This window comes from Erwinia rhapontici (genome assembly GCF_012271765.1).
In the GTDB taxonomy this organism is placed as follows: domain Bacteria; phylum Pseudomonadota; class Gammaproteobacteria; order Enterobacterales; family Enterobacteriaceae; genus Erwinia; species Erwinia rhapontici.
Map to the genome: position 1 here is coordinate 427,980 of NZ_VRKO01000010.1, position 24,880 is coordinate 452,859.

At 52.6% G+C, this 24,880-nt stretch carries 27 protein-coding genes; 14 read left to right on the plus strand and 13 right to left on the minus strand.

Annotated elements, in window-relative coordinates; all coding sequences use genetic code 11:
- Positions 1–272 precede the first annotated feature (272 nt).
- The 6 genes from FVB43_RS07220 to FVB43_RS07245 are packed head-to-tail and all read left to right on the plus strand — an operon-like array spanning position 273 to position 6,565.
- On the plus strand, positions 273–1,253 hold the full coding sequence (locus tag FVB43_RS07220; RefSeq protein WP_133841599.1) for a TIM barrel protein: 981 nt from the start codon (positions 273–275) through the stop codon (positions 1,251–1,253).
- Positions 1,254–1,298: 45 nt separating this feature from the next.
- Entirely contained in the window at positions 1,299–2,339 is a 1,041-nt protein-coding gene (locus tag FVB43_RS07225; protein WP_133841600.1) for a sugar ABC transporter substrate-binding protein, read from the plus strand.
- A gap of 17 nt (positions 2,340–2,356) precedes the next feature.
- A complete protein-coding gene (locus tag FVB43_RS07230) occupies positions 2,357–3,850 on the plus strand; it encodes a sugar ABC transporter ATP-binding protein (protein ID WP_133841601.1) in 1,494 nt (497 codons plus the stop codon).
- A 21-nt stretch (positions 3,851–3,871) separates the two neighbouring features.
- Complete coding sequence (locus tag FVB43_RS07235) at positions 3,872–4,843, plus strand: ABC transporter permease (RefSeq protein WP_133841602.1); 972 nt, start codon at positions 3,872–3,874, stop codon at positions 4,841–4,843.
- A complete protein-coding gene (locus FVB43_RS07240) occupies positions 4,843–5,700 on the plus strand; it encodes a MurR/RpiR family transcriptional regulator (protein WP_167863672.1) in 858 nt (285 codons plus the stop codon). Before FVB43_RS07235 ends, FVB43_RS07240 begins: the two co-directional genes overlap by 1 nt.
- A 1-nt stretch (position 5,701) precedes the next feature.
- Entirely contained in the window at positions 5,702–6,565 is an 864-nt protein-coding gene (locus tag FVB43_RS07245; protein WP_167863673.1) for a ribokinase, read from the plus strand.
- A 61-nt stretch (positions 6,566–6,626) separates the two neighbouring features.
- Here the strand turns inward: FVB43_RS07245 and FVB43_RS07250 are convergent, their stop codons facing one another.
- The gene (locus FVB43_RS07250) at positions 6,627–7,235 is read right to left on the minus strand and encodes a glutathione S-transferase (RefSeq protein ID WP_167863674.1); all 609 of its coding nucleotides are present in this window, start codon (positions 7,233–7,235) and stop codon (positions 6,627–6,629) included.
- Between the two features lie 20 nt (positions 7,236–7,255).
- Entirely contained in the window at positions 7,256–8,761 is a 1,506-nt protein-coding gene (locus FVB43_RS07255) for a hypothetical protein (RefSeq protein ID WP_167863675.1), read from the minus strand.
- A 162-nt stretch (positions 8,762–8,923) separates the two neighbouring features.
- On the opposite strand from FVB43_RS07255, the gene FVB43_RS07260 reads away from it, so the two are divergent.
- Both FVB43_RS07260 and FVB43_RS07265 read left to right on the plus strand, forming a co-directional pair.
- Complete coding sequence (locus FVB43_RS07260; RefSeq protein ID WP_159336365.1) at positions 8,924–9,358, plus strand: putative T6SS immunity periplasmic lipoprotein; 435 nt, start codon at positions 8,924–8,926, stop codon at positions 9,356–9,358.
- Between the two features lie 254 nt (positions 9,359–9,612).
- Complete coding sequence (locus FVB43_RS07265; protein WP_167863676.1) at positions 9,613–10,131, plus strand: GNAT family N-acetyltransferase; 519 nt, start codon at positions 9,613–9,615, stop codon at positions 10,129–10,131.
- A gap of 93 nt (positions 10,132–10,224) precedes the next feature.
- Here the strand turns inward: FVB43_RS07265 and FVB43_RS07270 are convergent, their stop codons facing one another.
- The 4 genes from FVB43_RS07270 to FVB43_RS07285 form a co-directional block, all read right to left on the minus strand.
- Positions 10,225–10,662: a VOC family protein gene (locus FVB43_RS07270; protein ID WP_015697722.1), complete on the minus strand. Its 438-nt coding sequence runs from the start codon at positions 10,660–10,662 to the stop codon at positions 10,225–10,227.
- 197 nt (positions 10,663–10,859) lie between these two features.
- Complete coding sequence (locus FVB43_RS07275) at positions 10,860–11,333, minus strand: NUDIX hydrolase (protein ID WP_167863677.1); 474 nt, start codon at positions 11,331–11,333, stop codon at positions 10,860–10,862.
- 272 nt (positions 11,334–11,605) lie between these two features.
- A complete protein-coding gene (locus FVB43_RS07280) occupies positions 11,606–12,049 on the minus strand; it encodes a MarR family winged helix-turn-helix transcriptional regulator (RefSeq protein ID WP_167863678.1) in 444 nt (147 codons plus the stop codon).
- A complete protein-coding gene (locus tag FVB43_RS07285) occupies positions 12,042–12,668 on the minus strand; it encodes a type 1 glutamine amidotransferase family protein (RefSeq protein ID WP_167863679.1) in 627 nt (208 codons plus the stop codon). The genes FVB43_RS07280 and FVB43_RS07285 overlap by 8 nt, the downstream gene beginning before the upstream one ends.
- A 225-nt stretch (positions 12,669–12,893) precedes the next feature.
- Between FVB43_RS07285 and FVB43_RS07290 the strand changes: the two genes are divergently transcribed.
- A complete protein-coding gene (locus tag FVB43_RS07290; protein WP_167863680.1) occupies positions 12,894–13,379 on the plus strand; it encodes a GNAT family N-acetyltransferase in 486 nt (161 codons plus the stop codon).
- 353 nt (positions 13,380–13,732) lie between these two features.
- Here FVB43_RS07290 and FVB43_RS07295 read toward each other — a convergent pair whose 3' ends face one another.
- The 4 genes from FVB43_RS07295 to FVB43_RS07310 all read right to left on the minus strand — a co-directional run bounded on the left by FVB43_RS07295 (position 13,733) and on the right by FVB43_RS07310 (position 17,062).
- Positions 13,733–14,062 (minus strand): NIPSNAP family protein, encoded by a 330-nt coding sequence (locus FVB43_RS07295; RefSeq protein ID WP_133841610.1) that lies wholly within the window; start codon positions 14,060–14,062, stop codon positions 13,733–13,735.
- Between the two features lie 196 nt (positions 14,063–14,258).
- Positions 14,259–15,119 (minus strand): SMP-30/gluconolactonase/LRE family protein, encoded by an 861-nt coding sequence (locus FVB43_RS07300; RefSeq protein ID WP_167863681.1) that lies wholly within the window; start codon positions 15,117–15,119, stop codon positions 14,259–14,261.
- Positions 15,120–15,176: 57 nt separating this feature from the next.
- On the minus strand, positions 15,177–15,650 hold the full coding sequence (locus FVB43_RS07305; RefSeq protein ID WP_167863682.1) for a DMT family transporter: 474 nt from the start codon (positions 15,648–15,650) through the stop codon (positions 15,177–15,179).
- Between the two features lie 14 nt (positions 15,651–15,664).
- On the minus strand, positions 15,665–17,062 hold the full coding sequence (locus FVB43_RS07310) for an amidohydrolase family protein (RefSeq protein ID WP_167863683.1): 1,398 nt from the start codon (positions 17,060–17,062) through the stop codon (positions 15,665–15,667).
- 130 nt (positions 17,063–17,192) lie between these two features.
- Between FVB43_RS07310 and FVB43_RS07315 the strand changes: the two genes are divergently transcribed.
- Entirely contained in the window at positions 17,193–18,110 is a 918-nt protein-coding gene (locus FVB43_RS07315) for a LysR family transcriptional regulator (protein ID WP_167863843.1), read from the plus strand.
- Between the two features lie 94 nt (positions 18,111–18,204).
- On the opposite strand, the gene FVB43_RS07320 is transcribed toward FVB43_RS07315, so the two are convergent.
- On the minus strand, positions 18,205–19,395 hold the full coding sequence (locus tag FVB43_RS07320) for an MFS transporter (RefSeq protein ID WP_167863684.1): 1,191 nt from the start codon (positions 19,393–19,395) through the stop codon (positions 18,205–18,207).
- Positions 19,396–19,482: 87 nt separating this feature from the next.
- Here FVB43_RS07320 and FVB43_RS07325 point away from each other — a divergent pair, with 87 nt between their 5' ends.
- The 3 genes from FVB43_RS07325 (at position 19,483) to FVB43_RS07335 (ending at position 22,331) form a co-directional block, all read left to right on the plus strand.
- A complete protein-coding gene (locus FVB43_RS07325) occupies positions 19,483–20,280 on the plus strand; it encodes an AraC family transcriptional regulator (RefSeq protein ID WP_159336384.1) in 798 nt (265 codons plus the stop codon).
- A gap of 337 nt (positions 20,281–20,617) precedes the next feature.
- Complete coding sequence (locus tag FVB43_RS07330; protein ID WP_159336385.1) at positions 20,618–21,838, plus strand: MFS transporter; 1,221 nt, start codon at positions 20,618–20,620, stop codon at positions 21,836–21,838.
- A 10-nt stretch (positions 21,839–21,848) separates the two neighbouring features.
- Positions 21,849–22,331 (plus strand): glutathione peroxidase, encoded by a 483-nt coding sequence (locus FVB43_RS07335; protein WP_167863685.1) that lies wholly within the window; start codon positions 21,849–21,851, stop codon positions 22,329–22,331.
- An 82-nt stretch (positions 22,332–22,413) separates the two neighbouring features.
- On the opposite strand, the gene FVB43_RS07340 is transcribed toward FVB43_RS07335, so the two are convergent.
- Entirely contained in the window at positions 22,414–23,247 is an 834-nt protein-coding gene (locus tag FVB43_RS07340) for a hypothetical protein (protein ID WP_167863686.1), read from the minus strand.
- 224 nt (positions 23,248–23,471) lie between these two features.
- Here FVB43_RS07340 and FVB43_RS07345 point away from each other — a divergent pair, with 224 nt between their 5' ends.
- Positions 23,472–23,942, plus strand: coding sequence for a DUF1203 domain-containing protein (locus FVB43_RS07345; RefSeq protein ID WP_133842121.1), 471 nt, complete (start codon positions 23,472–23,474; stop codon positions 23,940–23,942).
- A gap of 29 nt (positions 23,943–23,971) precedes the next feature.
- On the opposite strand, the gene FVB43_RS07350 is transcribed toward FVB43_RS07345, so the two are convergent.
- Positions 23,972–24,838, minus strand: a complete 867-nt coding sequence (locus FVB43_RS07350) for a LysR family transcriptional regulator (RefSeq protein ID WP_133841617.1) — start codon at positions 24,836–24,838, stop codon at positions 23,972–23,974.
- Between the last annotated feature and the right edge of the window lie 42 nt (positions 24,839–24,880).

The following is a 24,880-nucleotide window of genomic DNA, read 5'->3' on the forward strand; positions in this document are numbered from 1 at the left end:
CTGAACAGTAAATCTTTCGTTTGCATCACACAACGGGGAGAGACCCGCTCACTCTGTGTTAATTGTGCAAAATGCGACCTGTCACACAGTTGCGTGACTTTTTTGTTTTTCCTGCCGCGCCAGTCAAAATTTCGTGAATTGCGTCTCAAATTGCTGATTAAAACCGCACGCTGTGTTGCGGCAGATTATCGTTGATGATAGAAATGCACTTATTCACAAACAAATGTGAAGTTGTAAAGTAATTCACAAGCCAACGACCAGGGACATCAACTATGTCAGAACTTAAATTTGCCACACGCCTTAACTCCTTTGCTTCCGGCGCTTTTCGCTACTGGCCTGAACTGAAAGGCAAGCCTTCCGTGCTGCAAATGATTGAGCGCGCTGCCACGGCGAAAGGCCTGACCCATCTGGATCTGAACTACCCTCAGCACATCACCGACGATGTGAAAACCATGCGTCAGAAAATTGAAGATGTCGGCCTGGCGGTAAACGGTATGCAGATGCGCTGGGATGCACCGGAATTCAAAATCGGTGCTTACACCAATCCGGATGCCAAAATCCGCCGCCAGGCGATTGAGCTGACCAAACGCGGCATTGATGCCGGTCGTGAATTTGGTGCCAGCATCATGACGCTGTGGATGGGGCAGGACGGGTTTGATTACAGCTTCCAGGCTGACTACAAAAAAATCTGGGAAGATGCGGTAAGCGCAGTGCGTGAAGTGGCGGAATACGCCGGGGATATGGATGTCAGCATCGAATACAAACCCAATGAGCCGCGTGCATTTGCCATTTTCCCGAACGTGACCACCTGTCTGCTGGCGGTGGAAGAAGCGGATTGCCCGAACCTGGGGATTACCCTCGACTTCGCACATGTGCTCTACGCCAATGAAATCCCGGCTTACGCTGCCGCGATGGTTGCCCGCCGTTCCCGTCTGCTGGGCCTGGACCTGAATGATGGCTGGGGCAAGCGCGATGACGGCCTGATGGTCGCTGCGGTGAATCCGCGTGCCACGCTGGAGTTCCTCTGGCAGATGAAGCGTGACGGCTACAACGGCGCCTATTACTTCGACACCTTCCCGGATGCCAGCGGCCTTGACCCGGTGCGTGAAGCCGAAACCAACATCGCCACCGTGACCCGTTTACTGAAACTGTGCGACAAGCTCGACAATAACCCTGCCTTGCTGGACGCCATCAGCCGTCAGGATGCCGTCACCTCCCAGCAGATTGTTAACGACATTATGCTGGCGCAATAAACGTCTCTCCGGGTGTTAAACCCTATAAAAATAACAGGATAGATTATGAAAAAACACTTGCTCTCTGTACTCACCGCTACGCTGTTCTGCTCAACCGTTTATGCCGCTGATCTGCCGCCGTTGCAGTCGGATACTGAACCCGATCGCACCGACTGGACGCAGCTCACGGCAAAGTACGGCCCACTGCCGGCACCGGACAAAGCCCTGAAAATTGGCGGCGTATCAAAAACGCTGACCAACGAATACTGGCGTTCGCTGGGTGAGGGCTACAAAACCGCCGCAGCGAAATACGGTTTCACCGTGGAGTACCAGGCGGCCGCTAACGAGGACGATCAGCTGGGGCAGCTGTCAATCGCGGAAACCCTGATCTCTCAGGGCTTCAATGGCCTGCTGGTGTCCCCGCAAACGGACGCCAACATGCAACCCGCCTATGAAGTGGCGAAAAGCAAAGGCATTCCGGTGGTCAACGTTAATGATGCCGTGATGCCAAACGTGGCGAACTACGTCGGTAACGTGCAGAAAGACAACGGCGTACGCGTGGCGAACTGGTTTATCCAGCACTATCCGAAGGGCGGCAAAGTGGCGGTGATTGAAGGCCAGCCTGGGGTTTACGCCGCCGCGCAGCGTACCAAAGGATTCCGTGAAACCATCGCGAAAAACAGCAAATTCAGCCTGGTAGCCAGCGTTCCGGCCAACTGGAGCCGTGAAAATGCCTACAACGCAGCCTCAACCATTCTGCAACAGCACCCGGACCTGATTGGCTTCTACGCTAACAATGACGGCATGGCGCTGGGCGTGGTGGAAGCCGTGCGTTCACAGGGCAAATCGGCGCAGACTGCGGTGTTTGGCACCGACGGGATTTCAGATGCCTATGCCTCTATCAAACGCGGCGAGCTGACCGGCACCGTCGACAGCTTCCCGGTTCTGACGGGGGAAGTGGCGATGGAAGTGATGCTGCGTCTGATTAATGGTCAGAAGCTGTCACGCGTGGTCTCCACTCCGCAGGCGCTGATCACCAAAGATAATGCCGATGCCTTCTCGACGAAAGATAACGACAAGCTGCGCCAGCTGTTAGCTCAGCAGTAATCAAGGCAGGAGGGTGTATGGAACAGTTTTGCCTGACGATGCGCGGCATCAATAAAACCTACGGCAGTGCGGCCGCTCTACAGGGTGTGGATTTTTCCGTCAGACCCGGAGAAGTTCACGCATTAATCGGTGAGAACGGCGCGGGGAAATCCACGCTGCTGAATATCCTCTCCGGCGTGCGCTCCGCCGATTCCGGGGAGATCAGCGTCAACGGCGTGGTGGTGCAGATGAAGAATCCACTGTCTGCGCGCCAGGCCGGGATCGCCATGATCCACCAGGAGTTGCAGCATGTTCCTGAGCTCTCCGTTGCGCAAAATATGTTTCTCGGCAGGCCGCTGACGCGTTTCAAAGGCTGCTTTGTTGACCGTAAGGCGCAGCGTAAGCGGGCGATCGCCATTCTGCGCCGCCTTGATCCGAGCATCGACCCGGACGAGCCGATTAAGAATCTGAAGGTATCGCAGCAGCAGATTGTCGAGATCGCCCGTGCCTTACTGGATGAAGCCAAAATCATTGCGATGGATGAGCCGACGTCCAGCCTGACACCGCGTGAGTTTGACCGGCTGGCCGAACTGATTTCTGATTTGAAGTCGATGAACGTGGCGCTGATTTACGTTTCACACAAGATGAACGAGATTTTTAAGGTTTGCGACCGCGCCACCATTCTGCGTGACGGCAGGCAAGTTGGCGTGGTGAACATCTCTGATGAAACGGAAGAGACCATTGTCACCAAGATGGTCGGCCGCAAAATTGAGAAGGTACATCATCAGTCGCATATCACCGATAAAGAGGTGCTGCGGGTGGAGGGGCTGGGGCGCGACCGTGCGGTTCAGCCTGCCAGCTTCAGCGTAAATGCCGGTGAAGTGCTGGGGATTGCCGGGTTGGTCGGGGCAGGGCGAACCGAACTGCTGAAGCTGATTGCCGGGATTGATACCCGTACCAGCGGCAGTGTGCTGGTTGACGGTGTGGCAGTGAAAAATCTCAATGTCAGTAGCGCCATTAAGGCCGGCATCGGTCTGGTGCCGGAAGATCGTAAAAAAGAGGGCATCATTAAGCAGCGCGCAGTGAAAATGAATATGGCGCTGCCATCGATGATGAAATTTACCCGCGCGGGAATATTGCGTCAGCGCCAGCTTGATAAAGTGGCGCTGGAGGTAATGACCGACCTCAACCTGCGCCCCCTGAATATTGAAAAGCCGATTGGCACATTGAGCGGCGGTAATCAGCAGAAAGTGATTATCGGACGCTGGGTGGCCGCGGATAATAAAGTGTTTCTTTTTGATGAGCCAACACGGGGAATTGATATAGGTGCCAAATCAGAAATTTATAATCTGATTGAAAAATTAGCCCGCCAGGGAAAAGCCATTGTGGTGGTGTCTTCTGAAATGCCAGAAATTATGCGTATTTCGGATCGGGTACTGGTTATGCGTGAAGGGAAAATCACCAGAGAACTGAGCGGTGAGGCTATCACCGAAGAAAACATCGCCCGTTATGCGATTAACGATCTGGCTTAAGAACGAATGAAGGTAATCAAGATGATGACGCAAGATAAAACGCAACCTAACGTGCCGTCAGCGGCGCTGTTTAAATTTAATCTGCGCGATGCGGGAACACTGATTGGTTTATTTATTATTGTGGTGACGTTTTCACTGCTGTCACCGGTATTCTGGACGCTGCCTAACCTGCTTAATATTCTTCAGCAGTCTTCCATCAATGCCATTATTGCCCTTGGTATGACGCTGGTGATTATTTCCGGCGGGATTGACCTCTCCGTGGGGCCGACGGCGGCACTTTCAGCCGTACTGGGTGCCACGCTGATGGTGGCCGGGGTGCCGGTTCCGCTGGCGGTAATGGCCACGCTGGGCGTTGGTGCACTGTGCGGTGTGTTCAGCGGTACGCTGGTAGCCTATGCCGGATTACAGCCGTTTATCGTGACGCTGGGCGGGCTGTCCCTGTTCCGTGCTTTAGCCCTGATCTTCACCAACGGCAACCCGATCTTTGGGATTCCGATGGAGTTCCGTAATCTGATCAACAGTACTGTATTTGGCGTGCCCACGCCGATTGTGGTGGTGGTGGTGATTGCCGTTTTCCTGTGGGTGGTGATGAACAAAACCCCGCTGGGTGAATATATTCTGGCGGTGGGCGGCAATGAAGAAGCGGCGCGTGTGGCCGGTGTGCCCGTTAAACGCACCAAAGTGACTGTGTTTGTGATTTCCGGGGTGCTGGCCTCGCTGGCTGCACTGATCCTGATTGCCCGCCTGGGGGCCGCAGAACCGACTATCGGAAACCTGTGGGAACTGGATGCGATTGCCGCTGCGGCCATTGGCGGAGCGTCGCTGATGGGCGGAAAGGGCAGTATTATCGGTACGTTGATCGGGGCGGTCATCCTCGGTGCATTACGTAACGGTCTGACGCTTCTCAATATTCAGGCGTTTTATCAATTGCTTGCTACAGGCCTTATTATTATCATAGCCATGTTGATTGACAGAGCGACACGAGGCAAGTAATGAAGCAAGACCCGCGAGCCATAGGCGCTCAAATACGCATGCGTTTACCCAGCCTGACGCCACTGGAAAGGAAAGTCGTGGATTCCGTTACGTCGAAAACAGATTTAACTGAGCAAACATCGATTAAAGAAATTGCCCAGATAAATAATGTTTCCGAAGCCATGGTGGTGAAAATAGCCAAGAAATTAAACTTCTCGGGGTTCAGAGATTTCAGAAGTAGTCTGATTTATTATAACTATTCTGAAGTCGCCGGGATGCATGCGGAAATTGAAGCGGATGACTCGTCGGAGCAATTACTGGCAAAAGTTTTCAGAACCTCCATTCAGGCAATAGAAGAAACACGTTCTATTCTTGATGTGTCTGAATTCAACCGAGCGGCTGATATTATCTTCAAAGCGCGACATGTCGATTTATATGCCGTCGGCGGCTCTGCCGCCGTTGCACGGGATTTATCCCATAAGATGTTGAAGATTGGGATTAAAACCACGGTGTACGATGATGCGCATATTATGTTGATGTCAGCGGCAGTGTTATCGGATGACGACGTAGTGATCGCCATCAGTCATTCCGGCGCCACGCGTGCGGTGAATGACCCGATAAAACTGGCAGCACGTAACGGAGCCAAAGTGATTGCGATTACGAACTATGCCGAGTCGCCCATTGCGCGCAGCGCGCATGTGGTGCTCAATTCAACCTCTCAGGGCTCGCATTTGTTGGGGGAAAACGCCGCGTCACGCATTGCCCAGTTAAATATTCTGGATGCACTGTTTGTGGCGATAGCGCAGAAGGATCTGAAGACGGCGGAGAAGAACCTGAAGAAAACCCAGCAGGCAGTCCAGGATCTCAGAGAATACTAATATGAGTCACATCTTAGTCATCGGCAGTCTCCATTACGACATTATGCTGGCGGCACACCATCGCCCGGAAAAAGGTGAAACGGTGATTGGCAGCAGTTGTGCCTATAAATTTGGCGGCAAAGGCGGTAATCAGGCCGTGTCGGCGGCGCTGGCAGGCGCGAAGGTGCGTTTTGCCGGGGCCGTGGGGGATGATGCGCAAGGGCAGTTTTTGCTGACGTATCTCCAGCAACATGGCGTGAACACGGCGGATGTGGCGGTGAAAGCGGGTGTGCCGTCCGGGATGAGCGTGGCGATTCAGGATGCAGAGGGCGACTACGGCGCGGTGGTGGTGTCCAACGCCAATAACCTGATTGCTCCCGATGCCCTCAGCGATGACCGTTTGTGGCAACAGGTGAGTATGTTGCTGCTGCAAAATGAAGTGCCAGACGCCGTTAATCATCAGGCCGCTGCCGAAGCGAAGAAGCGCGGCATTCTGGTGTGCTATAACGCTGCCCCGGCGCGCGAGGTCAGCGAACAGATGCTTGCAAGCGTTGATTTGCTGGTGGTGAACGCGGTGGAAGCGCGCGACCTGAGCCAGATTGCGGTGCCGAATCTGTCTGCGGCGTGCCTTGCTGCCGAAAGCCTGGGGCAGAGCTTCCCGGCCGTGGTGGTAACCGCTGGCGAACATGGCGTGGCGTTCTGTGAGAAAGGCAGTGCCAGCCAGTCCTTGCCGGCAGAGAAAGTGACGCTGGTCAGCACCCACGGTGCAGGAGACTGCTTTATGGGCATGCTGTGCACCACGTTATTACAGGGAGCGCCGCTGGCGACTGCCGTCAGCAACGCTAACCGTGCGGCGGCTGAGCACGTCTCACGCCCTGCATTGTAAAGGCAGTGCCCCCGCAGAATGTATGCTCGCTGTTGGTTTTAACACCACCACGACGATGGCATCATTTCTGCGGGTATTGTCTGAACGCGTCCAGCGCTTCCCACTTCTCTGCATGGGCGGCAATCGCCTTGAACGCATCTGCTTTCACCACATCAGGTATCATCAGCTGAATAAAGCTCCATACGACGGCGCTGGTGATCGCCACCTGGTCGGGTTTTTCCTGCGCTGTGGAGCGGGGGCTCAGCGCGGCTTCCCACTTGCGACAGGCCGCCAGCAACTGCCCGGTAACACGATCGGTCCAGGGCTGATGTTGTTTCTCCGCCGGGCGCAGGTTGTGCTCATAGACGTGCTGCACGGCTTTCTCACTGGCAGCCAGGATCACACCCAGCAGCGCTAAATCGGTTGCCAGCGCGGCAGGTGCTGAGGGAAGTAGCTGATGTTGTGCGTCAGCCTGTGCCTCGAAATAGCTGAGGATCAGTGACGAATCCATCAACTGCGTGCCATCGTCGAGAATCAACGTGGGGGCTTTCACCACCGGATTAAGCTGGGCAAACGCGTCAAACGTGCTGAAAACCGACAGCTGCTGGTTTTCAAACACCACGCCGTAATACGCCAGTGAAACCGCTACCCGCCGCACATACGGCGAATCCAGCATACCGATCAGCTTCATTTCAACTCCTCATCGTCAGGTTAAAAATCACGTAACTCATCGAACAAATTCATCATCGGGTCTTTATCAAACGGTTCTGACGCCCCTGCGGTTTGCTGCTCAATCAGGGATAACAGACCATAAAGCACCTCACCAATTTCTTCACGCTCTATCGTTTCAATGATGTTGCTGCGGCGATCCATGGCATTAAACGCCTCGGTGTAACTGCGCACCATGGCTTCAGCGAGGGCGGTAACACTGGCCGCCTCGCTGGAGGCATCAATAGTGCGCAGCGAGGCCAGCATTTTTTTATACAGCGTGGCGGCCTTTTTCGCGTTGGCGGCACTGATATGTTCACGGCCATCCCAGTCCCGGAACGGGTTATTCAGGTTTTCTGCCAGCCATGCCGGTTTACGCGCCTGTTTGATCGCCAGATCCACACCCGATAACGCGGCTTTCTTCCAGGCTTTTTTAATGGCACTCGCCGCGTCAGCAGGCAAACTGTTCATCCACAGTAGCGACAGATGCGGTAACTGCGGCGGCGAGGGAAACGCCTCCGGGCCGAAGCCAAACAGATCAACGGTGGTGAACATTTGCAAATCCGCGAGGCGTGACAGGCTGGCCATATTGCTCACCATGCCCGGCTTACCCCACAGGCGCAGGGTGTTTAACGTCGGGTAACGATCGGCAATCGCGGCGATATCCACTTCTGCCACCTCGGTTAAATGCAACCCGCCCAGCGCTTCCAGCCCCTGGAGTTCAGCCAGCGTTTGCCTGTGCTGAACGGTCAGGTCACGGCCAAGATAGCGGCTGTTGATTTGCAATTCCGCCGCCGGGGGACGGGTGAAAGAGAGCAGCTTCAGGCCATCGTTGAGCGACAGGGATACCAGCCCCGTAGGGTCAACGATCAGGCGTTGCAGCTGGCTGCCGCTGAGGTCGAGCGTTGTCACGCAGGAGGATGCCCAGTGGAGTTCATAGATAAAGGCATGCTGATTAACGTACTCCGCCAGCCTGGCGTTGCCCTCCGTCGTGTCGAGTGAGGTGAGGCAAGGCAGCCGGTCCAGTTCAGCATAATCCGTGATGCCCTGCAGGAAAGTATCGCTGATTTTCGTCGCATTCTCAGGCAGCACGCCGCCGGGTAGGGTGACCTGACGGTCGCGGGAGGCGGCTTTGAAGCGTGCGCGCTTTTCCGGGGCAATTCGATCCCAGCAGCGCTGCTGATACAGGCTGCTGCCGACATTCCAGCCTCCGCCGTAGCTGTTCACCTCTTCATTCACCAGAGGCGGAATATTCCCGACCCGAGTGTAATGGGATGGGACACTGTCGGAGAGAAAGGTGTGATCGTAGCGGCCCCGCCAGAAAAAGTAATCACAGACCAGCGGCTGCATCGCGGCCAGCGCAGCCTCATCGGGTAAGGCTTCTCCTGACCAGTCGAGATCCAGCACCGCGACCAGGTTGCCCTCTTTTAGCGCAGTGATCTGGCAGGCTACGTACTGCTGAAGCTTGGGATAAAAAACACAATAGATATCGCCTGGCGTGGGTTTCATTCCCTGTCTTTCCCTGAGGTTAGGTGGCTGTTGCAGTGAAGGGGTGTGATTTCAGTATGCCGGGGAGGGGCGTGACAGACAATACGTTTTCCCACTACTATCCGCTGAGGATCAACGACACCAGCGGTCAGGATAAATAGGGATCATTCCCAGGGAGTTTTCATGATAATCAGAAAAATGCTGCTTTTGACTCTTTTTAGCTCACTTCTCACCAGTTGCGGATTGATGGGCGACTATATCCCCCCGGATGAAATAGCACCGGTTTCCAGGGCGAAGGGGGGATTTTGTTTCCCGATTAAAAAACCTGGTGATTATTACGCTTATTACCTCTCGATCAGAGATCGTAATGCGCCTGAGAGGTCTGGATTCAACAAGTTGCACCCTGCGATAAAGATTGATCACAGCCAGTTCTGTATCCCTGAGACTTATTATTCATTCCCGGACTCCGGTGAGGTACGCGTTGATATTGCTTTACGTTCACCAACGCAAAAAATGAAACGCCGCGATATTGTGTCTGAATTCAGAATGGTGAAGGGCGTGCCGCAGAACTTCAATGCGGATGAGTATTCAGTGCCGACTTACGATTCTGAGGATTAGCGATCGGGATAAGAGGGGGGTTGACGTTGATGCTGAAACCACTCAGGTTTCTTCACGCCAGCTCTGTCGTAGCAGACTGAAATCATCCAGGAGAGAGTCTTCGTTGTGAGGCGAGGCTTTGCTTCTGGTTGTCAGGGTCATCCACTTAGGCGGTTTGCTTTATGTCAGAAGCGCACATTACTTACATCGTGCTATGTTGATTTATGTGGAGAAATTCACCGAAAGTCATACCTTCTAGTAAATAGGATTGTCAGATGAATGTAGAAACTGCGCGTTTAAGGCTTGAACCCTATCATGACTCACACTACGAAGGCTTAAGGGTGATGGATAACGATTCCGGCGTGCTGCGGTATATCAGCAAGGGGATTGTTAAAACACCAGAAGAGACCTGGGAAAGTATCAGGCGTGTTCAGGCCCGATGGCAGAAATACGGATTTTCGTGGTGGGCTATCAAAGAGAAGGCTTCCGGGGCCATCGTTGGCGCAGCATGCCTCCAGTACCTGGCAAACGTTGAGGGTGCACCCTTAGAGATTGGCTGGCGGCTCGTCCCAGAACAGAATGGCAAAGGCTATGCAACAGAAGCGGCGAAAGCGATTATTGATTTCGCGGCAGAGCAGATAGGCGCAACGTATTTAGTGGCTGTTGCCGATCCTGAAAATGCTCCCTCTCAGCGCGTGATGCAGCGATTAGGCATGACTTACAAAGCAATAGAACAGCATTACGATGTACCCTGCGTAGTTTATGAACTGAGGATTCAGCGCGCTGAATCGTAATAGGGATGTGACAACGTCCGCTTTGTGCCCAACAGCGGACTTTGCAAACATCTCTGTTTTAATTAGAGGATAACAGGTCATGATATGTGGGCCTCATTGACTGCGTTCCATCAATTCAAGCGTCTGACCATCAGGGCTTTGTAAATATATTACTCTGGTTCCCTGCATGGGGCCTGACAATACTGTCTGAGGTTTACCCGGCGTCTTCCAGCCGTAGTCCGATACTTTGCCCAAGAGCGTATCAAGATCCTCTACATTAAAAGCAAGGTGAGCGTAGCCTGGGATATAGGGCGCTGAAGGTTCTTCTGGCTGCTCAATGTTATTGTATTGTAGTAATTCAATTCGAATATCAGCCAGTTCAAGCAAAGCCATTCGTACATCAGCTCCCCTTGCACCTGTTACCTCATCGATTATAGGTCCGGACATTTTTCCTTCACGTAATAATTTACCTCCAAGAATCTGAGTCCAAAAAAATAATGAGTCTTCAATGTTTTTAACTGAAAAACCAACGTGATTAACACTTAAGATCATGCAATTACCTGCTGATATTTGAAAAGTTCATCATCCAACTATATAGAAAGCCTGCTTTATTTCTACAAGATAAATGCGCGACCGTTTTACAAGCCTGCATCTTTTATCGATAAATTGCGAATGTCCGCTTTCGCTCTCAGCGGACCTTCAGCTTCACGTGCTTGTCTGCTGAGTGCCAGAAGGGAACGTTCAGGATATCATGATGCACTTAACGTCGAAGTGCCGGCTGACTTGCTTTCAAGGATGTTAATGATTAAGTCGCGTGGGAAAATTGTCTCATTGGTGTGTATGATTTCTTCTATTGTCCACCAATGATTATCGCAAATGACTTCCTTTTCATTGCGACTCCACCCTGAGCGGTCGACATCGACTGTATTTGCATTAATCATAAAGAAACGTTCTTCAGCAAGTACCGTCTCCCCACTTGGTAGCATCATTGTGAAGGTACGGGACGCTATTTGTGGTCCGGTTAATGTTCTTGTCAAACCCGTTTCTTCAAATAATTCGCGTATAGCGGCCTGCTCGAAAGATTCATTTTTTTCAAGCCCTCCGCCCGGCGTTGCCCAGTATGTTTTTCCTCTCAGAGCACCATCTTTATGACAGAACCTAAAGAGCAGGACGTGATTTTCAGGCGAAAGAATGATCAATCGAGATGATGGTCGAATGCGCACGTACCCTCCTTAAAAAAGCTTAAATACTCATTCTCGATATTTATCTAAACATAAATTGCAGCCTGAATCGGCCTATAGGTCTGCATTTTTTTACAGCTTTAATCTCACTCAACGTCCGCTCCTCGCCCATGGCAGACAGCAGACCGGGTCCCGCTTCTGGCTGCTTAATGCCAGAAGTGGACAGAAACTATGAGCTTGATGAGATCATCGTTTTCACGCTAAGCCATCAGGGTTGTGTTCCAGAAACGGGAAATGTGCAAGCCCACATGCTTTTAAGATCGTACAATTTCTTCGAGCGTATTTCGCAGTCCGGTCATAGCATCAATAATTTCTGCCATCTTGTCTTTCCCTATTCTATCTTCTAGTTGCTTTGCAAACGCAGCGTGTTGCGGACTGATTTTATTGACAACCGCGTACCCCTTTTCTGTCGGATGGAGCAGCATAGCTTTGCGGCTTGATGGGTTTGAAGTGAAATATAGCATTCCCTCAGCAACGAGTTGGAGGCTTGTTCTGCGTACGCTCTGCCGTGTTATTCCCATCCTGCGTGCAATTTCTGACTGAGTTAAGGGTTCTTTCAAAACTGCGCCAATGACCTGCCAGCGGGTTGCCGTAATCCCTACCGGCGCAGTAAGCTGTTCAGCAACAGTAAGAAACAGGCCATTCAGTGCGAAGGTCGTCAACGCTAATGTACTCAGCTTTTCCTGTGTTTCACTCATCGCTATGTTCCGCCATAAGTTCGTAAAAGCCTTCAGGATTGTGGTCTTTATATAACTTGCTCCAGGCACGCAATGTCGTGTCGGAGTAAACATCAAGTTTACGGAAAATTTCGATCGCAAATTCAATTGGAGCAATTCCGCTCGCAGTGATCAAGTTTCCAGAAGTTACAACCAGTTGGTCCTGGTAGTGGGCTCCACCTTTATAGCCCACCATTTCAAGAAAAATTTTTGCATTACTGGTGTGTGGTAATTCATCCAAGAGTCCACCTTTAGCAAGTGCAGCCGTTGCCCCACAAATGGCAGCAACTGGGGTTCCGGCACTTAAGAACTGAGAGGCTGTTTTGACAAAGCTATCAATCCCTCCTTTTAGGGCAATATCTGCACCAGGTAATATCAGCATCTGACTTTTTTGCGGTTCCAACGTGTCCAGACTGAGGTCGGGAACAATCTTTAGCCCACCTTTACTGATAATCGGCGCTAGCGATTTGCCAACTGTTTTTACCTCAAACATCCCTGGTTTTTTATGGAATTCAGGTGAGTTTAAATGTGCGATTACATAACCCACCTCCCAATCAGCCATGGTGTCGTAAATCGCGAGATGAACTGTTTTTTTATTCATTCCTGTCATTCCCTGTTTAAATTTGACAGCAGAGCACCAAGATGACAGCTTGCTGTCATCTTGGCAAATGAATAGTGTGTACACCATACGGTCTTGTCTGGTTGAGTGATATCGGGTATTCGGGCATCATCAGGTGCCATAGGCGTGGAGCAACGTGACGTCATTATTGATGCCAGCGTGAGCTGGGGAGTGACATTATCTGCAATCTGTTCTAGGAGGCGTTAAATGGATATCTTACTTGAAGATTTCACAGAAATGTGTTTCCCCGATTATTTCAGACTTGTCAGTAGCGTAGAAGTTATGGCTATGATCACAGAGTGTGCGATTCCCTATGATGAGGCATGCCATGATTTTGAAAAGATGCTTAATGATAATGCACGGAATGCAGAATTAGGCTGTTTCAGGATTGTAGATGCTAATAAAGGTAATTTTATCGGCCTTGCTAAACTGGTGCAGATTAGTGAAAAACCGCAGACCGCCGAGCTTGGTTACATGCTATTACCTGAATTCTGGGGGCGCGGTATCGCCAGCCGTGTCACCAGATTATTGATTGAGAAAGCCAGTAAAAATCATGAAATATCCACACTCATCGCCATTATCGATCCTGCAAATGTGGCTTCGAGAAAAATTCTGACGAACCATGATTTCGTTTCCGTTGAGTTCAGGGATTTTGAAGGTTTGCCAGGTGAAATTCTACAGCGAGAAATATAGTCAATAATTTTTTGTTACCCGATTTATTACTGTCCAGATCAGTCTTTAATGAGATTTATTTCTATGGTTGTGATTGGGGTTTTTTATAATTTTACATTCTGATTTACGTTAAATATAGGGACATGTATCCCTTGATACATGTCCGCTTGTCGCTCAAAGTTGCCTGTCATGCCTGCCTAAGAAATAGGCTTAGCGTAGGATATTTCCATTTTTCCATCGGAAAGTCAGCCCCGTATTGTCGACTCTGTGATCATCCATACGGACGTCAATCAGACTTCCTTTCGCCACGCAAACAATGTGACGACAGTTCCATCCTTTATAGCTGTGATGGGCAGTCAGCCCACGCTGAACAATCAGCTGGATCGCAAATTCTCAATGGCATTGTTGCTAAGCATGAGCACGGATTTAACGCTGACGCTGATTCTGTCGACAATGGCCTGCCGCGGGCCAAGACGCCACTCTTCGCTGTTATAAAAAGATTCCTGAGAGGATTTCAGCTGGGAGAGGCTGTCATAAGCTCTGATCAAATAGTAAGCATCGTCGTCATGGGCTGATATACCAAAAGAAATGATATCCATACCCGCTAAACGGTGAAGTGGAGCACTCTCCTCCGTCATTATCCTGTGGAAGTCTTTCCCGGTGCCGGGTTTTAGGGTGTACAGCAAAAATTCGACTGTTTTCATCTTCGATATCCTGTTCATTTTTATCATCATAGCGAATTATTGCGCCGTGGAACCATGAGGCTTGCCAGAACTGGCGTTGCGTCCTGATTGATATTAGCTCTTTCCTCGCCATGCTGGGCCTGAGCGGCTTCTGAGTGCAGAAGCGGACATTTTCTCTCAGCCTGAAGCACATACAGTGCTGCTAGTATCCAAATCGTTACACTGTATTTGCTGCAAACCGGCTTTCTGATAAGCCGGCATTCACTTCGGACTCAGCCTTCAGCAAGGCACCATCATAAATTGATGGCGAAGAAAGACCCACAGAAGCCGTGGTGCAATAGAGGCGGGTGAAACCCTCACCGGCCAGTGTCGGGCAGGTGCTCTGAATTCCATTGGATGACAGGATAGCGTCTGTGGTTCCATCCGGACGGTAACGGACAACACGACTCCCTCCCCATTCAGCATTCCATAGATAGCCCATGCCATCCACGCAGGAGCCGTCGGGCGCCCCGTTGCCTTCGATTTCGGTGAACACGCGCCGGTTTTGCAGTGAGGGGTAATCGCAGCAGAAGATTTTGCCCTGCATTGAGTCGCTGTAGTAGATCGTGCCACTATCGGGGCTGAAACACAGGCTGTTCGGGATAGCGACATCGGGTAGTGCAAGCGTCTCAACAGTCAGTGTTGCCGCATTAAGTCGATGAAATTTTCCGATAACTTTTACGGGATAACCGTCATCCATTGTCCCAAAGACAAAATTACCGGCACGGTCGCACCGTCCATCACCTATGCGGGTGCCTGATTCTCCCGGTGAGGTAGCCACCTGGGTAAGTAACCCGGTATTGAGATCATAAAAAGCCAGCCTTGACGCGAATCCCATCAGCAGAATGTGACTTTGTTCAGTCAGTGCAAAGGAGCCAAGGCGTTCTGGCAGCGACCAGCGCATAACCGCGTCATTGTCTTCTCCTAAGGCGAGCAGCTCACTGCCTTCGATGTCAGTCCAGTAGAGCCTGCGGGTTCTTTCACACCACAGCGGGCACTCTCCCAGTGTATTCCTGACCTCAGCTGCAATTGAAAACATGATAATCCTCCGGATATAAAAGGTCGTAATGCACGATGGCAAAAGTGGATAACGCCGTTACTGCAGAAAACGAGCAGAGAGCCGATCGCCAAAAAGCATGACGGCAAGTCCGATCAGCATGACAACCATTCCCCCCAGCCGAAGTAACGAAACCGGCCGTCGCACGGCACCCAGCAAGCCAAAATGGTCAATCATCTGAGACGAGAGTAGCTGTCCGACAATCGCCAGCCCGAGCAGGGCTGAAAACCCGATTTTAGGCGCGAGCACCACATAGCTGAACAGTGCACATGCGCCTATCATTCCGCCCGCCAGACTCCAGGCGGGTTGGGATGGTATTGCCGCCAGCGATGTCATCAATCCACCCCGCAACAGCGCGTAAATCGCCAGGCTGAACGCACCCGCCGTAAAGGAAAACAGGGCAGCGGTGACCGGGTCGCCGCCCAGTCCGCGTGCCAGCTGGCTGTTCAGTGTCGTCTGCAGGGTGATCCCAAGACCTGCGGCAAAAGCGATTACGTAATAGATCATGCCCATGCTTTTCATCCTGGTCAGTCCGCCTGCATCAGCGGCAGGAAGGTGTCAGCAAAAATGTCAGGCTGGTAGCCAGAGGCTGCAAAAAGGTGCTCACGCGACTCATCAATCGCCGCACGTAGTCGCGCGCTGTCTACGCCCAGCACTTTACCGTTCTGTTTAACGATGCGTCCGCCGATCATGACGGTGTCGATGTTGCTGCGCTCGGCGGCATGAACCACCGTGCCAAAGGCATTTCCCGATGGGTAAAGATTGAGATCACTGGCATTAATCAGCACCAGGTCTGCCTGTTTGCCCGGCGTCAGGCTGCCGACTTTATCCTGCAGCCCTGCACAGGCAGCGCCATCAAGGGTCGCTGCTTTAAGGAGCTGCGCCGCCGGAAGCGTTTTCAGCGCATGTTCAGAGTCGCAGCACTGCTGCTGATGCATACCCATCACGCGCTGCAGGTAAAAGGCCACGCGCATCTCCATAAACATGTCAGTGCTGTATGACGTTTCATTATCAACGCTCAGGCCAGGGTTGATGCCATGACGCTGCGCGGCCTCTATGGCGAACATTCCGCTTTCGATGCCATAGTGCGAATCTGAGCGCGGGCAGACGTTCACCCGGACACCGGCTTCCCGCAGAATTTCCCATCCCCGATCAGGCAGCGCCGTACAGTGATTGAAAATATTGTCCGGACCCAGCAGCCCCTGCTGATGCAGCGACTCAAGTTCGGCCCCCATCTCAGCGCCAAAGAACTCAGTGACAATCGACAGTCCCAGCCTGCGGGCCTCGGCCCACAACTCTGGCTCCAGCTGGGCCATGACCGCGAGAGAGACCAGGCTTTCAGGATTGTCGGTGAAATACTTATCCTGCAGACGCTGCCAGTTTCCCGGCCAGTGCGCCTTATCCCATTCGCCGGCTACCGGTGCGCCGGAAGCATGAATAGCGCGAATGCCGGTATCAAGCAGGGCCTCGACGGCGGCATCGGAATGCGCTGCGGTTCGGCTGTTGTGCGAGTTATCGATCATCGTAGTGATACCTGCGTCAATAGCGCCCAACGCCGTCAGCAGGTTACCGACATAGATATCGGCAGGCCGGTAATATTTAGCGAACGAGAAGTGCGTGGCGTTGCTGTAGTCGTCCAGGCAGGTGGCATTAGGGTTAATGCGGCGTAGCTGTCCTTCCCATGCATGGCGATGAGAATCGACCATTCCCGGCATGGCGATCATGTTGCTGGCATCAATCACATGAGCACCTGACGCGTCCAGGTTATGGCCCACGGCAGTAATAGTCGACCCAGTGATGAGGATATCGCCGCGCTCTATATTACCCATACGCTCGTCCATGCTCAGTATCGTTGCGCCACGAATCAACGTAGCCCGTGAAGTGACATTCTGATTGTTAACAATATTTCGGATGTAGTCGGTCATTAAACCTGCCTCTTTCCTGATTAATGAGGAAACGATACTCCACGCCATTATCCTGAAAAAGATGCTTAAACCGTTTTCATAATTCATAATTCGCGAATAATCAGACTCACTTTTACCCAGGAGCAGGATGATGGATCGGATTCAGGCTATGCAGGTTTTTATAAGGGTTGCTGAAGCTGGAAGCTTTGTGCGCGCGGCAGAGACGCTGTCACTGCCAGCTTCCACCGTCACCAGCACGATTAAAAATCTGGAGAAATACCTGCAGGTGCGTCTGCTTAACCGGACGACGAGGCGGGTCAGACTCACTCCTGAAGGCCTGCAGTATCTTGCGCAGTGCCGGGAAATCCTTTCACTGATTGAACACACGGAATCCAGCCTGACCGATTCCGTCAGGCGGCCCCAGGGGCGACTGCGGATAGATATGCCCGGTGGGATCGCCCATTTTATCGTCATGCCGAATCTGAAAGATTTTTACCGGCTCTATCCGGATATTTATCTGATGATTGGCGTCAGCGACCGGCAGGTTGATCTTGTTCAGGAAGGTGTGGATTGCGTCATCAGAACCGGGGAATTAACCGACTCCACGCTGGTTGCTCGTCCCCTTGGCCGGTTTCGCTGGGTGACCTGTGCCTCGCCGGACTATCTCAGGGAGTACGGTATCCCTGAGACGCCGGAAGCGTTGTCGCAGCATCGGGCAATCCATTACTTTTCCGGTTCGGGAAGACGGACCAATGAACTGCGTTTTACGCGTGGCACTGAGATGCTTTCCGTTCCGGTAGAAGGAGATGCAGCCGTTAACGAAACGGGACTCTATATCAGACTGTGTCTTGAGGGTTTTGGGCTGGCGCAGCTTGCTGAGAATGTGATTTCGGAGAATCTGCAGCAAGGCAAGCTGGTCGAGGTTCTGGCAGACTGGCAGCCACCTTCAGTTCCGGTGACGATGCTCTATCCGCATCAGCGTTTTCTCTCTCCCGCAGTGCGTGCTTTTGCTGACTGGGTCGCCGGGCTTTTCAACGATGGCACAGGTCAAAAACGGTCTTCTCTGTAAAAGGTCAGCTTAAGTAGCAGGGATATTTATCGGAACGATAATGGAGAGTATCCGCAGCAGGAGAACAGAGCGCTCTCCTGTTGTATCGGCAAATTCAGCCCGGCTGCTGTACCGGTTCCAGGTGTGCATTTCGTCCGGCAGCCATTCCTGTGCAGGCACCAGCGACCGCGATTGCTGCGGTCATCAGTAATGGCAATGTCCAGCCTCCGGACAACTCCTGTACTTTGCCCAGCAGCAGCGGACCCATCGCCGCCATCAGATAACCGACGCTCTGCGCCATGCCTGACAGCGCTGCGGCGTCACCGGCATTTTTGGTACGTAGCCCGATGAAGGTCAGGCCCAGCATCATACTGGCACCCGAGCCGAAGCCAAGAAGAGCAGCCCACAGCATCGCCAGATTCGGCAGGTAGAGGATGCCGATAAAGGACGCAGCGGTTAACAGGCTGACGCCGGCAGCGGCTGCTTTCTGATCGTTGAGGCGACGTAGCGTGGCCGCCAGAATCAGGCCGGGAATGGCGGTGGTCAGCTGAAGAATGCCGTGTACTTCACCGGCCTGGGCTGAGGAGAGTCCACTGTCCGTTAGAATGGCTGGCAGCCAGCCGACAGCAACATAAAACGGCATCGCATTCAGGCCCATAAATAAGGTGACCTGCCATGCCAGAGGCGAGCGCCAGACCGCGACGGGCGCCGCTTTTTTCTCACCCGATGCTGGCAGCTGATGCTTTTTCTTTAACTGGGGCAGCCATAAAAGCAGCGCAAGTAGAGGCGAAATTACCAGCATCGCCAGTGCGATGTTCCAGCCCCAGCTCAGCGCAAGAGGAATGACAATGACAGAGCCAACTGCGCCAGCGGCGCCCATCGTGATGGAATACGCCCCCGTCACGGAGGCCATATTGCCGGAAAAATCACGTTTGATAAGGCCAGGCAGCAGGACATTGCCCAAGGCAATCCCGATACCGATGAAAATTGTTCCGCCATAAAGCGCCCAGATACTGCCTGTGGAGCGAAGCAGGATGCCTGCAGAAATCACTGCCAGGGCACCAAAAAGGGTGCGTTCCATACCGAACTTCCGGGAGATAGATGCGCTCAGAGGAGAAAAGGCGGCAAAGGCCAGTAAGGGCAGCGAGTTAAGCAACCCAACGGCAGTCATACTCAGCCCAAAATCATGGCGAATGTGTTCTAAAACGGGAGCGATAGCGGTAAAGGGAACGCGCAGGTTAATGGCAATAAAAAGGATACCGGTTACAAGTATGATTGAAGGCCACTTGTTCGAAGTGTGGGGCATAAATTTGACGTTCTCTGGAAAAAAGAAAGACTTTAAAGTACGCATGAGTTACAGAATATAGATAACCTGACAACATATAGCTAAATCATGCCACTTAATAAGAAAAAACCGGTGACTTCACCTGAAGATTTTGATGCTGATACTTTCAGTCAGGCTGCTATCGCCCTCCATGTATCATCATCAGGCGAGTATGCCGGGCAGAGTCCGCATGCTCACCGTAAGGGACAACTTATTATCTCTTTACGTGGTGCAGTGAGTTGTGAGGTTCAGGATGCGCTGTGGCTTGTTCCACCGGGACATGCTGTCTGGGTTCCGGGTGAAACCCCACACAACTGCCGGGTCACGAAGAATGCAGATACCTGCTTTCTGTTTATCGAACCCGGCGCGGCAGCGATGCCGGAAATCTGCTGTACCCTGGCGATTACTTCTCTGGTCCGCGAGCTTGTTCTGTATCTGGCCGGGCAGGAACATGATTATTCTCCTGACAGTAAAACGGCCAGGCTCGCAGCGGTGCTGCTGGAGCATATTCCGGATGTGCCGGTTGAAGCGCTCCATCTTCCCGTATCCGATCATCCTAAAATCCGGAATATGGCGGAGGCACTTTTTAATGAGCCTGATGATCGGCGAACGTTAAAGCAGTGGGCTGCACATCTGGTCACCAGCGAACGATCGCTGGCCAGGCTGATAAAAGAGGCGACAGGAATGAGCTTTGGGCGCTGGCGTCAGCAACTGCATTTGATGATTGCCCTGAGCCATCTGGCTGAAGGTCAGTCCGTGCAGCGCGTAGCCGGGACTCTGGGGTATGATTCGGTCAGCGCGTTTATTACGATGTTCAGAAAAGCGCTGGGTAAATCACCGACGCAATATTTTTCGTCTCTAAACTAGTGCAAAACAACACAAACTGGATTTTTACAAAGAACGCCAAGGTCCGCTCTTCACTCAAAGCTGGCCTTTAGTTCTCCTCTCCATCTGCGGAATGCACCCTGTTCCGACGACATTCCCCATGCCCCCTTGACCCTTAACGCCATTTCTCCCATCTTCTCGTCGTCCCATTGTGGCAATGACGTTGACGGGGCAGGAGATGAGCACTATTTTTGAGCCGGGTTCACGCGTATAAACAGCAAGGCTCTTCAAGTACTGAACAATCAAAAGCCAGGCAAATTAACCCGGGCCATCGTGCCGGGGTTTTTCGTGATGACGATTCTTTCTGGGGCGAATGTTGATGAGATTACGTTCACTGCAAGTTCTCTGTTTGCTCAACTTTTTTATCGCGGATGTCCGCGATGGGCTGGGGCCGTTTTTAGGTATATTTCTGGTGTCCCATCACTGGCGGGCAGAAGAAATTGGTCTGGTGATGACGGTGGGGGGCCTGGCCGGATTGTTAGCCACGTTCCCCTCAGGGATGATCGTCGATGCCACGCGTTACAAACGTCTGTTAATTATCACTTCATCCCTGCTCATTACCTTGAGCGCGCTTGCCCTCTGGTATTTTCCGACTTCCGTCGTGGTGATTTTATCGCAAATCATTACCGGTATCGCGGCCGCTATCGTCGCGCCAGCCATTGCCGGCATCACCTTAGGCATCGCCGGTCAGAAAGGTTTTTTGTCGCAGATGGGCCGAAATGAAGCCTTCAACCATAGCGGTAATATGGCGGTGGCGGTGCTGGCAGCGATAACCTGCTGGGTCTGGGGCACGGGTTCCGTGTTTTTACTGATGACCACGATGGCGGTATGCGCCGTGATGTGTACATTAGCGATTAATAAAAACGATATTGACCATGATGTCGCGAGAGGGGTGGAAAAACACGAAGGTCCGACGGTTTCGGTCTCTGTTCTGGCGTTACTAAAGCGACCTGAACTGGCGGTAACGGGGGTGACACTGCTCCTCTTCCACCTGGCCAATGCGGCACAACTGCCGATGTTAAGCATGCAGGTCGCCTCCTCTCCCTCGGGTTCCCTGTTTACGCCTGGCACCTATGCCGCCCTGACGGTCGCGATTTCTCAGGCGGTGATGATTCCCGTTGCATTGCTCACGGCAAGATATGCCGCACAGTATGGCTACGCGAGGCTTATCGTCATTGCGTTGATCGTATTACCTGTTCGTGCCGCGATTGCGTCTTTCTGGGGCAATGAATTTGTTATATTTCCAGTCCAGGCGTTAGACGGTGTCGGTGCGGGAATTTTGGGCGTGGCCGTACCCGGACTTATCGCCTCATTGTTTAATGGCTCAGGACATATCAACGCAGCGCTTGGGCTGGTTATGTTGCTCCAGGGGCTGGGTGCCTCATTCAGTCCGGCGTTGGCTGGCGTCATCGTAAGCCATACGTCATGGAGCTTCGCCTATATGATTTTGGCAGGCATTGCGCTCTGTGCTCTTTTCATCTGGCTGATGTTTAGCCGGTACGTTTTTAATTCACGTCAGCCTGAACAAGAGACGATCTGAGGATCCCGATATGACCGCCTTTCACCAACTTACCGCCACCAGTCTGGGTGGCGAGCTCATCCCGATGGCCGACTACGCTGGCAAGCTGGTTGTGGTGGTGAATACCGCCAGCCATTGCGGCTTCACGCCACAATACGCAGGCCTTGAAGCGCTCTACAAGAAGTATGCTGCACAGGGGCTGGTGGTGCTGGGTTTCCCCTGCAACCAGTTCGGTAAGCAGGAACCCGGCGGTGCTGACGACATCGCGCAGACCTGTCACATCAACTACGGCGTGAGCTTCCCGATGTTCGGGAAAGTGGAGGTCAACGGAAACGCTACACACCCGCTGTTTCGTTACCTGAAAGACGCCTTGCCCGGCGTGCTGGGTGGGCGGATCAAATGGAACTTCACTAAGTTCCTGATCGGACGCGACGGCGAACCGCTGAAGCGTTTTGCCCCGTTCACCTCCCCCGAGAAAATGGAAGCTGCTATCCTGGCTGCACTTGAAAACTAAGGGCTCCTGTTATCTGCTGGTCGTCTAAAACGCCGACGACCCCGATTTTCATCGTTCATCCGTTAACGCGACAGAGCCTGAATCAGCGATACAACCATTCCCCAAAGTAGAGGCGAACAGCCTCCCTGTCATATTTGTCCTCGCCGCGCCATGCTGCGGCCGCCGCTGACCAGTCGCTCTTGCCGTGAATCGGGCGTTCAAAGGATGCAGGCCTGAGCACGTCCAGGTGGGCAAGGATGTCGATGATTGTTCGTCGTTCGTCCTTCGACGATTTAACGACGGCAGCCAGTCGCTTTTCTAGCGCACCCGCATGGTCGGTCGGTTGGCTTGATTCGATGGTCGAGAGGATGCTCTGGAGGATCACGATGTCCTCCTCCGTCGGCTCTGGAATATCGGCGCGTTCCAACTCTTGCAGATCAAACCACGTATAGATCAGCTGGCCGTGACGGACGCCGCCCCACTTAATGCGTTCGAAATTGAGGACGTTGAGATCCTCATTCTCATAGCGCTCAGCGCCAATCGTGAGGCCGGGTACGACATCCCGGCAAACGCTGCAGGTATGGCTCGTGCTCTCTATGGAACCGTCCGGCCGAAAACTTTGCCCGCTGATAACCGGCGCGTATTGATGTGGAACCATTTGACGGGCGAGGTTGTATGAGGCGATGCCTGACCGCCAGTCGAGCCTTTTTGCCGACAGGCTGGCCAGAAAGGCGTGTGCCGCTTTGGTTGGCGACATCCGTTTCGCCATCGCCAGGACTTTCTCCAGACATTCGTCGTGGGTCACGTTGACCGGATCGAACATCATCCCCTGGGATTTGGCATAAGCGAAGTCGTCGGGGGCGGTCTTTTGTTCAGAGAGCCAGCCGCTGCTGCTCCAATATGTTTTGAACAGTATGTTCTTTGCTTTCTTGTCCATGATGGCTTCCGAAAAGTCTGTCGTTGGGCCTGTGCCAGTCGCTCACAATGATGTCACCCAAAAATTTGAGTGACATCATTGATGAGTGAAAGCGTAGGGCAGGGACGGTAAGAAGGGGATGTCCGCGCCTCGGTTAAAGCTAAGTGATAATTTCCCTGACCGATAACAGCGAGTTCCTCCTGCAAATAACCGCTAATGTCATGCTGAAAACCACAGGAGACATGATGAAATACAGAATTTCTGGCCTGAGAGCCGAGCAGTTTACCCATCTTTTTGGACAGAGCGATACCTATCTAAAAAGATACGGTGCCATCAGAAAAACGGTAGTGAGCTACCCCGGCTATCCCGACAGAATCTCGTTGTGCGATATCCCTGCTGGCGAAACCGCGCTTCTGATCAACCACATCTACCAGCCTGCAGATACCCCTTATTTCGGCTCTCATGCCATCTATATATGGGAGGGATGTACCCAACAAGGCATTTACCTCAATGAATTACCTGAGGTGATGAAAACCAGAGTGCTGTCATTGCGGGCCTATGATGAAAATCACTTTTTAAGACGGGCAGATATCTGTGAGGGACAATTTTCTGAAAATCTTATCGGCCTTTTTTTTGCCGATCCACTGATTAGTTATATCCAGATACACAATGCAAAACAGGGATGCTATGCCTGTTGCGCTGAGCGTTCTGAATGAACCTTCAGAGACGTCACCCACATCACGGTTCAGGGCGTTCTGTCAGGCGGACAGGCCTTGCCAATAACATCAGCCAGAAATTCCATGACCATCACCGCGAAGGGATCGCGTCTGTACTCTGGATAGGCAACCAGCCACATGCTCCTGCCTGGGGGGCGCGAACTGACAGGCAGTTTTATCAGCGAGCTGTCATTGTCCCCCATAAAGCAGGGTAACGTCACCACACCCAGCCCACTCCTTGCAGCCTGCTGCTGTGCCATCAGGTCACTGGCCCTGAATATAATCCGCCTTCCGTCCAGCAGGGATTCCAGCCATTGCTGCTGCGTCACATGATCCAGCGAGTTCTCGTAGGCAATGAATACCCAACTGTCGGGCGGCTTATCCAGCCAGCAAGGTGAAGCATACAGACCGAAACGCATCGTCCCGATACGGCGCGTCAGCAAATCGGGATCATCCGGTCTTGTCAGACGGACCGCGATATCAGCCTCGCCTTTGTTCAGTTGAACATGATGGGATACGCCTGATAATGAGAGTGAGATAGTCGGGTGACGCTGCGTAAACTCAGCCACGGCCGGTGCAATCAACTGTGCAGCCACCGCCGGGGATGCGCTGATCCTGACAGCCGCCGCTGGCGCAGCAGACAGCGACTTTGCCTGTATACCCACCCGGTCGGCAATCCTGTTCATTTCATCAGCCAAAGAGGCGATGACTTTGCCTTGTTCCGTCAGCGCGGTACGCCGGGGCAATCGTTCAGTAAGACGAAGGCCGAGCGAAGTTTCGAGGGCGGCGATGCGGCGGCTTACGGTGGCATGGTCAACGTGAAGCTCTTTTGCCGCAGCGGACATGGAACCCCAGCGGGCCAGAGCAAGAAAGTAATGTAAATCCTGCCAGTCCATTCACTCTTTCCTTGTGCATTTTTACACATACATGGTTCTTTT